The sequence below is a fragment of the Tepidimonas sediminis genome (genome assembly GCF_007556605.1).
Taxonomy (GTDB): domain Bacteria; phylum Pseudomonadota; class Gammaproteobacteria; order Burkholderiales; family Burkholderiaceae_C; genus Tepidimonas; species Tepidimonas sediminis.
The window spans coordinates 60,797-74,033 of sequence record NZ_VJND01000006.1 but is presented as its reverse complement, the minus strand read 5'-3'; the positions used below and the strand labels follow the sequence as shown (position 1 = coordinate 74,033).

Annotated in this window: 10 protein-coding genes; all 10 read right to left on the bottom strand. The window is 71.1% G+C overall.

Annotation, left to right across the window (positions count from 1 at the left end; genetic code table 11):
- Window position 1: 1 nt before the first annotated feature.
- Entirely contained in the window at window positions 2–685 is a 684-nt protein-coding gene (locus Tsedi_RS06270) for an MlaC/ttg2D family ABC transporter substrate-binding protein (RefSeq protein WP_143894754.1), read from the bottom strand.
- A gap of 83 nt (window positions 686–768) precedes the next feature.
- Entirely contained in the window at window positions 769–1,503 is a 735-nt protein-coding gene (locus Tsedi_RS06265) for an MlaA family lipoprotein (RefSeq protein ID WP_143894752.1), read from the bottom strand.
- On the bottom strand, window positions 1,500–1,973 hold the full coding sequence (gene mlaD, locus Tsedi_RS06260) for an outer membrane lipid asymmetry maintenance protein MlaD (RefSeq protein WP_143894750.1): 474 nt from the start codon (window positions 1,971–1,973) through the stop codon (window positions 1,500–1,502). Before mlaD ends, Tsedi_RS06265 begins: the two co-directional genes overlap by 4 nt.
- A 20-nt stretch (window positions 1,974–1,993) precedes the next feature.
- Window positions 1,994–2,776, bottom strand: coding sequence for a lipid asymmetry maintenance ABC transporter permease subunit MlaE (gene mlaE, locus Tsedi_RS06255; RefSeq protein WP_143894749.1), 783 nt, complete (start codon window positions 2,774–2,776; stop codon window positions 1,994–1,996).
- Complete coding sequence (locus Tsedi_RS06250; RefSeq protein WP_143894747.1) at window positions 2,776–3,597, bottom strand: ABC transporter ATP-binding protein; 822 nt, start codon at window positions 3,595–3,597, stop codon at window positions 2,776–2,778. The genes mlaE and Tsedi_RS06250 overlap by 1 nt, the downstream gene beginning before the upstream one ends.
- Window positions 3,598–3,688: 91 nt before the next feature.
- Entirely contained in the window at window positions 3,689–5,155 is a 1,467-nt protein-coding gene (locus tag Tsedi_RS06245; protein WP_143894745.1) for a glutamate synthase subunit beta, read from the bottom strand.
- Between the two features lie 37 nt (window positions 5,156–5,192).
- The gene (locus tag Tsedi_RS06240) at window positions 5,193–9,944 is read right to left on the bottom strand and encodes a glutamate synthase-related protein (protein ID WP_185970597.1); all 4,752 of its coding nucleotides are present in this window, start codon (window positions 9,942–9,944) and stop codon (window positions 5,193–5,195) included.
- A gap of 98 nt (window positions 9,945–10,042) precedes the next feature.
- Window positions 10,043–10,762, bottom strand: coding sequence for a transposase (locus Tsedi_RS06235; protein WP_143894741.1), 720 nt, complete (start codon window positions 10,760–10,762; stop codon window positions 10,043–10,045).
- A gap of 13 nt (window positions 10,763–10,775) precedes the next feature.
- A complete protein-coding gene (locus tag Tsedi_RS06230; protein ID WP_143894739.1) occupies window positions 10,776–11,987 on the bottom strand; it encodes an MFS transporter in 1,212 nt (403 codons plus the stop codon).
- A 7-nt stretch (window positions 11,988–11,994) separates the two neighbouring features.
- Window positions 11,995–13,221 (bottom strand): deoxyguanosinetriphosphate triphosphohydrolase, encoded by a 1,227-nt coding sequence (locus Tsedi_RS06225; RefSeq protein ID WP_246099197.1) that lies wholly within the window; start codon window positions 13,219–13,221, stop codon window positions 11,995–11,997.
- Window positions 13,222–13,237: the final 16 nt, after the last annotated feature.

Sequence of the window (13,237 nt, the reverse complement as noted above, 5' to 3'; positions counted from 1 at the left end):
CTCAGGAGCGTGACTGGGCATTGGCACGGTTGCGCTCGGCAAGCGCCGCGATCAGCCCGTCGATGCCGCGGGCGTTGATCTCCTGCGCGAACTGGGTGCGGTAGGTGTCGACCAGCCACACCCCCAGTACGTTGAGGTCGTAGACCTTCCAGCCCTGCGGCGTGCGCGCCAGCCGGTAGTCGAGCTGGATCGGGTCACCCTTGCCGCGGATCTCGGAGCGCACGACGACCTCGTTGGCGTCGGGCGCCGCGCGCAGCGGGCGGATCACCAGCGTCTGGTCGGTAATCTGGGTCAGCGCGCCGGAGTAGGTGCGCACCAGCAGCGTCTTGAACTCGGCCATCAGGCGCTGGCGCTGCTCGGGCGTGGCCTGGCGCCAGAAGCGCCCCACCGCCGAGGCCGTCATGCGCTCGAAGTCGACGTACGGCATCAGCTTGCCGTCGACCAGCGCGGTGATGCGGCCGATGTCGCCGTTGCGGATGGCGGCGTCGCGCTTGACGGCGTCGAACACCTCGTTGGCCACGCGCTGGATCAGCGCATCGGGCGCCTCGACGGGCTCGGCGGCGCGCACGCGCGGCGCCGCGCCCAGCAGCGCCCCCAGCCCGAGCAGGGCAAGCAGCAGGCGGCGCCGCGCCTGCTGCGGCGGCGCGACGCGGATCGTGACGGCAAAGCGGTTGCGTTCGTTCATGATCTCTGCGAGCCCGGCGGATGCGTCGCGGTTCCCGCCGCGCACGCGCCGGTTGCCATCGTTGCACATCGTTACGGTCGACCTCATTCGCCGTCGGCGCCGCCGCGCGCCTCCTCCACCTGGCGCTGGCGGCGCGCGAGGTAGGCGTCACGCGTGAAGCTGTACTTGTCCAGCGCCGCCTGCTCCAGCAGCTCGCCGGCGCGCAGCAGCCCGGCGCGCGTGTCCACCACCCGCAGACCCTGCGCGGCGTTGCGCGTGGCCACGTCGTCGATGCCCTGCGCCACCGCGTCGCCGCGGCGGTCCAGCGGCAGCGCCACCGTCTCGCGCACGCTGGAGGGGCCCAGCAGCGGCAGCACCAGATACGGCCCCGCCGGCACGCCCCAGCGCCCCAAGGTGTGGCCGAAGTCCAGCGTCGTGCGCGGGATGCCCATCTCGCCGGCCACGTCCAGCAGCCCGAACAGGCCGAAGACGGTGTTGACCGCGAAGCGCATGACGTTTTCGGCCGCCGGCTGCGGCCGCGCCTGCAGCGCGGCGTTGACCGCCGACCACAGGTCGCGCCAGTTGGCGAAGAAGTTGCTCACGCCCGTGCGCACCGGGCGCGGCACCACCTGCACGTAGCCCTGCGCCACGGGCTTGAGCACCGCCTCGTCCACCGCCTCGTTGAAGCGGTGGACACCGCGGTTGAACGGCTCCAGCGGATCGGCCGGGTGGGCATCCGGCGCGCTGGCGCAGCCACCCAGCAGCAGCGCACCGGCCAGCGCGACGGCGCCCGTCACCCGGCGGCGGCATCGGCGCACCGGCCTTCGCTCACGGCTCATTGGGACTCTCCTCCCATCTCGGCGGCCTTGTTGAAGAGGAATTGGCCGATCAGATTTTCCAGCACCACGGCCGACTGCGTGCGCGTGACGACGTCGCCGTCGGCGAGGTTTTCGTCGGCCCCGCCCGGCTCCACGCCGATGTACTGCTCGCCCAGCAGCCCGCTGGTCAGGATCTTGAACGAACTGTCCTTCGGGAAGGCGTAGCGCGACTCCAGCGCCAGCACCACGCGCGCCTGGAACGTCTTGTCGTCGAAGGCGATCGACTCCACGCGCCCGACCAGCACGCCGGCGCTGCGCACCGCCGCCTTGGGCTTGAGCGAGCCCACGTTGTCGAACGTGGCGGTGACGCGGTAGGTCGGCGCAAGACTCAGGTTGAGCAGGTTGGCCGCCTGCAGCGCCAGAAACAGGATGGCTGCCGCGCCGATCAGCACGAACAGGCCCACCCAGACGTCGATCTTGGATCGTTGCATGCCTTGGATCCCTCCCCTGCTCAGATCGTGAACATCAGCGCGGTCAGGATGAAGTCCAGACCCAGCACCGTCAGCGACGCCATCACCACGGTGCGCGTCGTCGCGCGCGAGACGCCCTCCGGCGTCGGGTGCGACTCAAAGCCCTGCAGCAGCGCGATGAAGGTCACCGCGATGCCGAACACCACGCTCTTGACGATGCCGTTGCCGACGTCGGACCAGACGTCCACGCCACCCTGGATCTGGCTCCAGAACGCGCCGCCGTCCACCCCGATCATCAGCACGCCCACCACCCAGCCGCCGATGATGCCCATCGCGCTGAACACGGCCGCCAGCAGCGGCATCACGATCACCCCGCCCCAGAAACGCGGCGCCAGCACCCGGTCGATCGGATCGACCGCCATCATCTCCATCGCGCTCAGCTGCTCGCCGGCCTTCATCAGACCGATCTCGGCCGTCAGCGACGTGCCGGCGCGGCCGGCGAACAGCAGCGCCGTCACCACCGGCCCCAGCTCGCGCACCAGGCTCAGCGTCACCAGCAGGCCCAGCGCCTCCGACGAGCCGTAGCGCTGCAGCGTGTAGTAGCCCTGCAGCCCGAACACGAAGCCGACGAACAGCCCCGAGACCGCGATGATCGACAGCGAGTAGTTGCCGAGGAAGTGGATCTGGTCGCGGATCAGCCCGAAGCGCCGGAAGCTCGCCCACGTGCCGAGCAGCAGCCGCGCGAACAGCCGCGCGCCCAGCCCCAGGTCGGCCAGCTTGGCGCGCACCGCCAGGCCCACGTCGGCCGGATGCCAGTAGCGCATCAGCGCCCTCCCCCGACCGCCACGGCCGGCCCGTAGTCCTCCTCCACCGGCCGCGCGGGGTAATGGAAGCGCACCGGCCCGTCCGGCGAGGCCGTGACGTACTGCCGGATCAGCGGGTCGTCGCTGTGGCGCACCTCGTCGGGCGTGCCCTCCATCGCGACGCGGCCGTTGGCCAGCACGACGATGTGGTCGGCCACCGCGAAGGTGGACTCCAGCTCGTGCGACACCATGATGCTGGTCAGGCCCAGCGTGTCGTTGAGCTGGCGGATCAGCCGCGCGGCGGTGCCCAGCGAGATCGGGTCCAGCCCCGAGAACGGCTCGTCGTACATGATCAGCTCTGGGTCGAGCGCGATGGCGCGGGCCAGCGCCACGCGCCGCGCCATGCCGCCCGAGAGTTCGGCGGGCATCAGGTCGCGCGCGCCGCGCAGGCCCACCGCGTGCAGCTTCATCAGCACGATGTCGCGGATCAGCGCCTCGGGCAGACGCGTGTGCTCGCGCAGCGGAAAGGCCACGTTGTCGTACACCGACAGGTCGGTGAACAGCGCGCCGAACTGGAACAGCAGCCCCATGCGCCGCCGGACCCGGTACAGCCCGTCGCGGTCCAGCGCGCCGACGTCCTCGCCATCGAACAGCACCTGCCCGCTGCGCGCGCGCAGCTGCCCGCCGATCAGGCGCAGCAGCGTGGTCTTGCCGCCGCCGGAGGTGCCGATCAGCACCGTCACCTTGCCGCGCGGCACGTGCAGGCTGACCCGGTCGAGCACGGGCCGCTCGTCGTAGCCGAAGACGACGTCGCGCAGTTCGACGAGGGCGGAGGCGGTCATGAGCGCAAAAAATGACGACAGCCGGGCGGGCCGGCTGCCGAATCATAAGGGAAGACCCGGATTGGCGCCGGCCAACGCCGGCGCCACCGCCTCAGCGCGGCAGGTCCGAGCGGCCCATCAGGAACTCGTCCACCGCGCGCGCGGCCTGGCGGCCTTCGCGGATCGCCCACACCACCAGCGACTGGCCGCGGCGCATGTCGCCGGCGGCGAACACCTTGGGCACGTTGGTGGCGTAGCCGCCCACCGCCTCGGTGCTGGCCTTGGCATTGCCGCGCGCATCCTTCTCGACGCCGAACGCCTCCAGCACCGTGGCCACCGGCGACACGAACCCCATCGCCAGCAGCACCAGGTCGGCCTTGTACTCCTTCTCGGTGCCGGGGATCTCGACCAGCTTGCCGTCCTTCATCTCGACGTGGACGGTGCGCACCGCCGTGACCTTGCCGTTCTTGCCGAAGAACTCCTTGGTGGCGATGGCGAACTCGCGCTGGCAGCCCTCCTCGTGGCTGGAGCTGGTGCGCAGCTTCAGCGGCCAGTACGGCCATGTCAGCGGCTTGTTCTCCTGCGCGGGCGGCTGCGGCATCAGCTCGAACTGCGTGACGCTGGCCGCGCCGTGGCGGTTGCTGGTGCCGACGCAGTCGCTGCCGGTGTCACCGCCGCCGATGACGATGACGTGCTTGCCGTCGGCACGGATCTGCTTCTTCAGCTTGTCGCCGGCGTTGACCTTGTTCTGCTGCGGCAGGAACTCCATCGCGAAATGGATGCCGTCCAGCTCGCGCCCCGGCACCGGCAGGTCGCGCGGCTGCTCGGCACCGCCGCACAGCAGCACGGCGTCGAACTCCGCCAGCAGCTGCTGCGGCTCCACCGTCTCGCGCGCGTCGCAGTTGACCTTGCTGCCCTCGGGCAGGCGGCCGACCAGCACGCGCGTGCGAAACGTCACCCCTTCGGCCTGCATCTGCTCGATGCGGCGGTCGATCAGCCACTTCTCCATCTTGAAGTCGGGGATGCCGTAGCGCAGCAGGCCGCCGATGCGGTCGTTCTTCTCGAACACCGTCACGTCGTGGCCGGCGCGCGCCAGCTGCTGCGCCGCGGCCAGGCCCGCCGGCCCCGAGCCGACGACGGCCACGCGCTTGCCGGTCTTGACCTTCGGCGGCTGCGGCACCACCCAGCCCTCGGCCCACGCACGGTCGGCGATGGCGTGCTCGATCGACTTGATGCCGACCGGATCGTTGTTGATGTTGAGCACGCACGCCGCCTCGCACGGCGCCGGGCAGATGCGCCCGGTGAACTCCGGAAAGTTGTTGGTGCTGTGCAGCACCTGGATCGCGTGGCGCCAGTCGCCGCGGTAGACCAGGTCGTTGAAGTCCGGGATGATGTTGTTGACCGGACAGCCGTTGTTGCAGAACGGCGTGCCGCAGTCCATGCAGCGCGCGCCCTGCACCTTGGCCTGCGCCTCGTCCAGGCCGATGACGAACTCGCGGTAGTGCTTGATGCGCTCCTGCGGCGGCTGGTAGCCCTCCTCGATGCGCGCGAACTCCAGGAAGCCGGTGATCTTGCCCATGGTCTCGAATCCTCCAGTGCGTGACCGCGCCCCGCCTTCAGGCCGCGGCCTGGGCGCGCTCCTTGGCGCCGGCTGCGGCCTTGGCCTTCTTGGCGGCGTTTTCGGCCAGCGCGCGCTTGTACTCGTGCGGGAACACCTTGACGAAGCGCGTGCGCGCCGTTGCCCAGTCGTCCAGCAGCGCGCGCGCCTTGGTCGAGCCGGTCCAGCGGTGGTGCGCCTCCAGCAGCTCGCGCAGCTGCTGCTCGTCGGTCATGCCGCGGTGCCAGATGGCACGATCCACCGTCGCCTCCTGCTCGGCCGCGGGCAGCACCTTCTCCAGCGCCACCATCGCCGTGTTGCAGCGCTTGGCGAACATCCCGTCCTCGTCGTAGACGTAGGCCACGCCGCCGCTCATGCCGGCGGCGAAGTTGCGCCCGGTCTTGCCGAGCACCACGACGGTGCCGCCGGTCATGTACTCGCAGCCGTGGTCGCCGGTGCCCTCCACCACCGCCGTGGCGCCCGACAGGCGCACCGCGAAGCGCTCACCCGCCACGCCGCGGAAGAACGCCTCGCCCTGCGTGGCGCCGTACAGCACCGTGTTGCCGACGATGATGTTCTCGCCGGCGTCGCCGCGGAAGTCGATGCTCGGGCGCACGACGATGCGCCCGCCCGACAGCCCCTTGCCGGTGTAGTCGTTGGCATCGCCGATCAGGTACAGCGTGATGCCCTTGCAGAGGAACGCGCCGAACGACTGGCCGCCGGTGCCCTCCATCTGGATGCGGATGGTGTCGTCGGGCAGCCCCTCGGGGTGGTGACGCGTCACCTCGCCCGACAGCATCGCGCCGACCGTGCGGTTGACGTTGCGCACGCTCTCGATGAAGTGCACCTTCTCGCCGCGCTCGATGGCCGGGCGGGCCTTCTCGATCAGCCTGACGTCCAGCGCCTTGTCCAGGCCGTGGTCCTGCGTCTCGACGTGGCGGCGCGGCACGTCGGCGGGCACGTCCGGCTGCGCCAGCAGGCGGCTGTAGTCCAGCCCCTTGGCCTTCCAGTGCTCGATGCCCCTCTTCATGTCGAGCAGGTCGGTGCGCCCGATCAGGTCGTCGAAGCGGCGGATGCCCAGCTGCGCCATGATGGCGCGCACCTCCTCGGCGACGAAGAAGAAGTAGTTCACCACATGCTCGGGCTTGCCGGCGAACTTGCGCCGCAGCACCGGATCCTGCGTGGCCACCCCCACCGGGCAGGTGTTGAGGTGGCACTTGCGCATCATGATGCAGCCCTCCACCACCAGCGGCGCGGTGGCAAAGCCGAACTCGTCCGCGCCCAGCAGCGCGCCGATCACCACGTCGCGGCCGGTCTTGATCTGGCCGTCGACCTGCACGCGGATGCGCCCGCGCAGACGGTTGAGCACCAGCGTCTGCTGCGTCTCCGCCAGGCCGATCTCCCACGGGCTGCCGGCGTGCTTGATCGACGACCACGGCGACGCCCCGGTGCCGCCGTCATGACCGGCGATGACGACGTGGTCGGCCTTGGCCTTGGCCACGCCGGCGGTGATCGTGCCGACCCCCACCTCGGCGACCAGCTTGACCGAGATGTCGGCGCGCGGGTTGACGTTCTTCAGGTCATGGATCAGCTGCGCCAGATCCTCGATCGAGTAGATGTCGTGGTGCGGCGGCGGGCTGATCAGGCCGACGCCCGGCACCGAATAGCGCAGAAAGCCGATGTACTCCGACACCTTGGAGCCGGGCAGCTGGCCGCCCTCGCCGGGCTTGGCGCCCTGCGCCATCTTGATCTGGATCTGGTCGGCGCTGACCAGGTACTCGGTGGTGACGCCGAAGCGCCCGGAGGCCACCTGCTTGATGCGCGAGCGCAGGCTGTCGCCATCCTGCAGCTCGTAGTCGACCTCGACCTTGTCCGGACCGATGATGGAGCCCACCGTCTGGCCCTTGCGGATCGGGATGCCCTTCAGTTCATTGCGATAGCGCGCCGGGTCCTCGCCGCCCTCGCCGGTGTTGCTTTTTCCGCCGATGCGGTTCATCGCGATGGCCAGCGTCGTGTGCGCCTCGGTGCTGATGGAGCCCAGCGACATCGCGCCGGTGGCGAAGCGCTTGACGATCTCGCTGGCGGGCTCGACCTCCTCGATCGGGATCGCCTTGGCCGGATCGACCTTGAACTCGAACAGCCCGCGCAGCGTCATGTGGCGGCGCGACTGGTCGTTGATGATCTGCGCGTACTCCTTGTAGGTGGCGTAGTTGCCGGCGCGCGTGGCGTGCTGCAGCTTGGCAATCGCGTCCGGCGTCCACATGTGCTCCTCGCCGCGCGCGCGCCAGGCGTACTCGCCGCCGACGTCGAGCATGTCGCGCAGCACCGGATCGTCGCCGTAGGCCTGGCGGTGCCAGCGCAGCGCCTCCTCGGCGATCTCGAACACGCCGATGCCCTCGACGCGGCTGGCGGTGCCGGTGAAATACTTCTCGATCGTCGCGCTGTTGATGCCCACCGCCTCGAACAGCTGCGCGCCGCAGTAGCTCATGTAGGTGGACACGCCCATCTTGGACATGATCTTCGACAGGCCCTTGCCGACCGCCTTGATGTAGTTGGCCACGGCCTTGTCGGCCGACAGCTCCCCGGGCAGGTCCTTGTGGATCGCGCGGATCGTCTGCAGCGCCAGGTACGGGTGCACCGCCTCGGCGCCGTAGCCGGCCAGCACCGCGAAGTGGTGCACCTCGCGCGCGCTGCCGGTTTCCACCACCAGGCCGGTGGCGGTGCGCAGCCCCTCGCGGATCAGGTGCTGGTGCACCGCCGACAGCGCCAGCAGCGCCGGAATCGCCACGCGCTCGCGGTCGACGGCGCAGTCGCTCAGGATCAGGATATTGCAGCCGCTCCTGATGGCATCCACCGCCTCGGCGCACAGCGACGCGAGCTTGGCCTCGATGCCCTCCTTGCCCCAGGCGACGGGATAGGTGATGTCCAGCGTCTGGCTCTTGAACTTGCCGCCGGTTCGGCGCTCGATGTCGCGCAGCTTGGCCATGTCGGCCTCGTTGAGCACCGGCTGGCTGACCTCCAGCCGCATCGGCGGGTTGACCTGGTTGATGTCGAGCAGGTTGGGCTTGGGGCCGATGAACGACACCAGCGACATCACGATCGCCTCGCGGATCGGGTCGATCGGCGGGTTGGTCACCTGCGCGAACAGCTGCTTGAAGTAGCTGTAGAGCGGCTTGGGCCGGTCGGACAGCACCGGCAGCGGGCTGTCGTTGCCCATCGAGCCCACGCCCTCCTCGCCGTTGGCGGCCATCGGCGCCATCAGGAACTTGATGTCCTCCTGCGTATAGCCGAACGCCTGCTGCAGGTCCAGCAGCGCGCGGTCGGTGTCCACCGCCGCCTGTGCCGACTCGTCCGCCACCGCCTTGACGCTGGCCTCGTCGTCGCCGGCCACCGGGCGCTCGACGTCGTCGAGCCGGATGCGCAGGTTCTCGATCCACTGCTTGTACGGCTTGGCGTTGGCCAGCTGCGCCTTGATCTCCTCGTCGTCGATCATGCGCCCCTGCTCCAGGTCGATCAGGAACATCCTGCCTGGCTGCAGGCGCCACTTGCGCACGATCTTGCTCTCCGGCACCGGCAGCACGCCCGACTCGGAGGCCATGATCACCATGTCGTCGTCGGTGATGCAGTAGCGCGACGGGCGCAGGCCGTTGCGGTCCAGCGTCGCGCCGATCTGGCGCCCGTCGGTGAAAACGATCGAGGCCGGGCCGTCCCACGGCTCCAGCATCGCCGCGTGGTATTCGTAGAACGCGCGGCGGCGCTCATCCATCAGTGTGTGCTGCTCCCACGGCTCGGGGATCATCATCATGATGGCGTGCGCCAGCGGATAGCCCGCCATCGCCAGCAGCTCCAGGCAGTTGTCGAACGTGGCGGTGTCGGACTGCCCGGCAAAGCTGATCGGGTAGAGCTTCTTGAGGTCGGCGCCGAGCACCGGCGAGCTCATCACGCCTTCGCGCGCGCGCATCCAGTTGTAGTTGCCCTTGACGGTGTTGATCTCGCCGTTGTGGGCGATGTAGCGGTACGGGTGCGCCAGCGGCCACTCGGGGAAGGTGTTGGTCGAGAAGCGCTGGTGCACCAGCCCCAGCGCCGAGACGCAGCGCGGATCCTGCAGGTCGAGGTAGTACTCGCCCACCTGGTTGGCCAGCAGCAGCCCCTTGTAGACCACGGTGCGGCTGCTCATGCTGGGCACGTAGTATTCCTTGCTGTGCGTCAGCTGCAGGCGCTGGATGGCGGCGCTGGCGGTCTTGCGGATCACGTAGAGCTTGCGCTCCAGCGCGTCCTGCACGATGACGTCGCTGCCGCGGCCGATGAAGACCTGACGGATCACCGGCTCGGTCTTGCGCACCGCCGGCGACATCGGCATCGCCTTGTTGACCGGCACGTCGCGCCAGCCCAGCAGCACCTGCCCCTCGGCCTTGATGGCGCGCTCCAGCTCCTGCTCGCAGGCCAGGCGGCTGGCGTGCTCCTTGGGCAGAAAGATCATGCCGACGCCGTACTCGCCCGGCGGCGGCAGCGTCACGCCCTGCTTGGCCATCTCCTCGCGGTAGAGCTGATCCGGAATCTGGATCAGGATGCCGGCGCCGTCGCCCATCAGCGGGTCGGCCCCGACCGCGCCGCGGTGGTCGAGGTTTTCCAGGATCTTCAGCGCCTGGGTGACGATCTCGTGGCTCTTGCGGCCCTTGATGTGGGCCACGAAGCCGACGCCGCAGGCGTCGTGCTCATACGCAGCGTCGTACAGGCCACGCTGCCCGGCCGGGGAAGGGGATGCGCTCACGCTCGAGCTCCTGACAGGACGAACTGGGGAAAGCCACCAGCATAGCGGAACCACGACGCGGCCGCAACCCAAACATTCGGGGTCGGAGTACTATTTATCTAACCTTCACCATTCTCCACGTTTTTTGGGGACAGAGTAGATCGACGCGGCCGCCCGGGCCGGCGCGGCCGAACCGGGCGGCCGCTGGCCTGCTGCAGCGCGTGCAGGAAGGCGTCGTCGCCCAGCGGCCAGCCTTTCAGCGCCGCCTCGTGCAACCGCTGGCGTTCGGCCGCGCCCAGCCCCTCGGCGACGCGGCGGCGCCAGGCGGCCTCGCGCGCAAACGGCGTGTCGCCCAGCGCCCACCACGCCGCCGGCGGCTGCAGGCCGCGTTGCGGCTGCAGCCCGGCGTGATGACGGTGGCTGCTCCACGGCCACGCCTCGGCGCTGGCGGCCAGCCCCTCGTACACCGGCAGCGTCTCGAGGAACACCAGCGCCGGCAGCACCCAGTCCGGCCCCAGCACGGTGGCACGGTAGCGCCCCTCCCACAGCGTGCCGCTGCCGCCGTGGCGCGCGTGGAAGTGGCGCACGTAGCGCCGGCCCAATCCCTGCATGAGGCGCGGCAGACCCTCGGCCTCCGCCGGTGTCACCAGCAGCCATACCTGCGCCGGCAGCCACGCCCAGCCGTGCACCGCCACCTGCTCGCGCGCCGCCACCTCCCCCAGCGCGTCGCGCAGCGCCTCGCGGTCGAGGTCGTCGGCGAACACCGGCCGACCGTCGTGGCCGCGCCAGACCACCAGATGCGCACAGCCGGCGACGCGCAGGCGGGGCAGTCGGGCCATCGCGCGTCCCGCCCTACACCCGCACCGGCACGGCGGCCGCGCGCCGCCAGCGCGCCTGCAGCGCCACCGCCAGCAGCGCGCCGGCGGCGCAGCAGGCCACGTTGAACAGCCACGTCCACTGCCAGCCGCCCACGCGCGCGGCCAGCGCCGCCACCAGCGGCGGGGCGGCGAATTGCCCGAGCGAGGAGAGCTGCTGCACCCAGCCGACGGTGGTGGACACCGTGGCCGGCGACGGCGCCAGCCGCACCGCCAGCGCGAACAGCGTGCCCGGCACCAGCCCCCCCAGCGCCGAGAACGCCAGCACCGCGCCGTAGGCCGCCAGCGGCGGGGCGGTGAACGTGCCCAGCGCGCCCGCGGCCATTGCCCCGTAGCCCAGCCACAGCAGCCGCCGCACCGGCCAGCCGCGCGCCAGCAGCCGCCCGGCCAGCACGTTGCCGGCCAGGTTGACCCCCGCGGCCAGCGCACTGGCCCAGCCGACCACGGCGCCGGGCCAGCCAGCCTCCGTGTAGATCGTTGGCAGAAAACCCACCACCGCCAGCCATTGGCCCGAATAGACCCCGAAGGCCAGCGCGACCAGCCACGGGCCGGCCGCAGCGAGCGTGGTGCGCAGACCCTGCAGGGCGGCGCGCAGGGCCGCCGTGCCGCCAGCCGGGGACGCGCCGTCGGCCGGCACCCGCCGCGCCACCAGCCCCGCGCACGCCAGCGCCAGCAGGGCCAGCGCCCCCCATGCCGTGCGCCAGCCCAACGTCGCATACAGCGGCGGCGTCAGCGCCAGCCCGAGCGCCGCGCCGATCGGCATGTAGGCCCCCCACCAGCCCAGCGCGCGCGCCTGCGGCCCCGGCTCGGTCACGCCGCGACGGATCAGCCCCGGCGCCGGCAGCACCGTCATCAGAAAGCCCACCCCTTCCAACGCGCGCGCGGCCAGCAGCCAGGCCGCAGCGGGCGCCAGCGCCCCGGCCAGGCTGCCGGCTGCCAGCAACACCAGTCCGCCCAGCATCACGCGCCGCGGCCCCAGCCGGTCGGCCAGCTGACCGGCCAACGCCCCCAGCGTCATGCCCGCCAGCTGGATCATGGAGAGCAGAAAGCCCCCCTGCACCAGCGTCACGCCCAGCTCGCGCGCCAGCAGCGGCAGCGCCGGCGGCAGCTTGCCGACGTGCATCGCGCTGGCCACGCCGACCAGCACGATCGGCAGCGCCGCCGGTGGAATGCCGAGCATGGTTCCCATCGCGGCCTCAGCTGAACAGCCGCCGGCCGGTCAGCCGCTCGTGCTCGCGGATCGCGTAGCGGTCGGTCATGCCGGCGATGTGGTCGGCCACCTGCCGCCGCAGCGACAGCCCGGCGCGGCGGCGCGGTGGCGGCAGCCGCGCCGGATCGGCGCAGTAGGCGCGGTACAGGTCGGTCACCACCTGGCGCGCGCGCGCCGTGGTCTCCATCACCTGCGGGTGGCGGTACAGGTTGACGAGCAGGAAGCGCTTCAGCCGCGCCGAGGCCTCGCGCATCGCCGGCGAAAAGCCCAGCAGCGGCGGCTGCGCGCGCACGTCCTCCACGGACTGCACGCCGGCAGCGCTCAAGGCCGCGCGCGTGGCGGCGATCACGTCGTACACCTGCGCGCTGAGCATGCGCCGGATCGTCTCGTACAGCAGCCGCCGTCCCCGCAGGTGCGGATGCTGCGCCAGCGCCTCGCGGCGGAAGGCGTCGAACAGCTCGACCTGCTCCAGCTGCTCCAGCGTCAACAGGCCGCTGCGCACGCCGTCGTCGAGGTCGTGCGCGTTGTAGGCGATCTCGTCGGCGACGTTGGCCAGCTGCGCCTCCAGCGACGGCGACTCGCCACGCAGGAAGCGCGCCCCCACGCCGCCCGGCTCGCGCGCCTCCAGCCACTCGGCGTTGGCGCGCGCACAGTGCTTCAGGATGCCCTCGCGCGTCTCGAAGCTGAGGTTGAGGCCGTCGAACGCCGGGTAGCGCTCCTCCAGCTCGTCGACCACGCGCAGGCTCTGAAGGTTGTGCTCGAAGCCGCCGTGCGGCTCATCGGCCCCGCGCGGCTCGGCGGCCCACGGGCCGTCGTCGGCGTGCAGGCAGGCGTTGAGCGCATCCTGACCCGCGTGGCCGAACGGCGTGTGCCCCAGGTCGTGCGCCAGCGCGATCGCCTCCACCAGATCCTCGTGCAGACCCAGCGCGCGGGCGATGCTGCGGCCGAGCTGCGCCACCTCCAGCGAGTGCGTCAGCCGCGTGCGGAACAGGTCGCCCTCGTGGTTGAGGAACACCTGCGTCTTGTAGACCAGGCGGCGAAACGCGGTGGAGTGGATGACGCGGTCACGGTCGCGCTGGAACGGGTTGCGCGTCGGCGCCGACGGCTCCGGGTGGCGCCGGCCGCGGCTGCGCGCCGGGTCGCACGCCCATGGCGCCAGCGTCCCGCCCGCCCACACCGGTGGCGTGGCGGCGGCGACCGCCTCCTCGGCCAGCGTCGGCAGCGCCAGG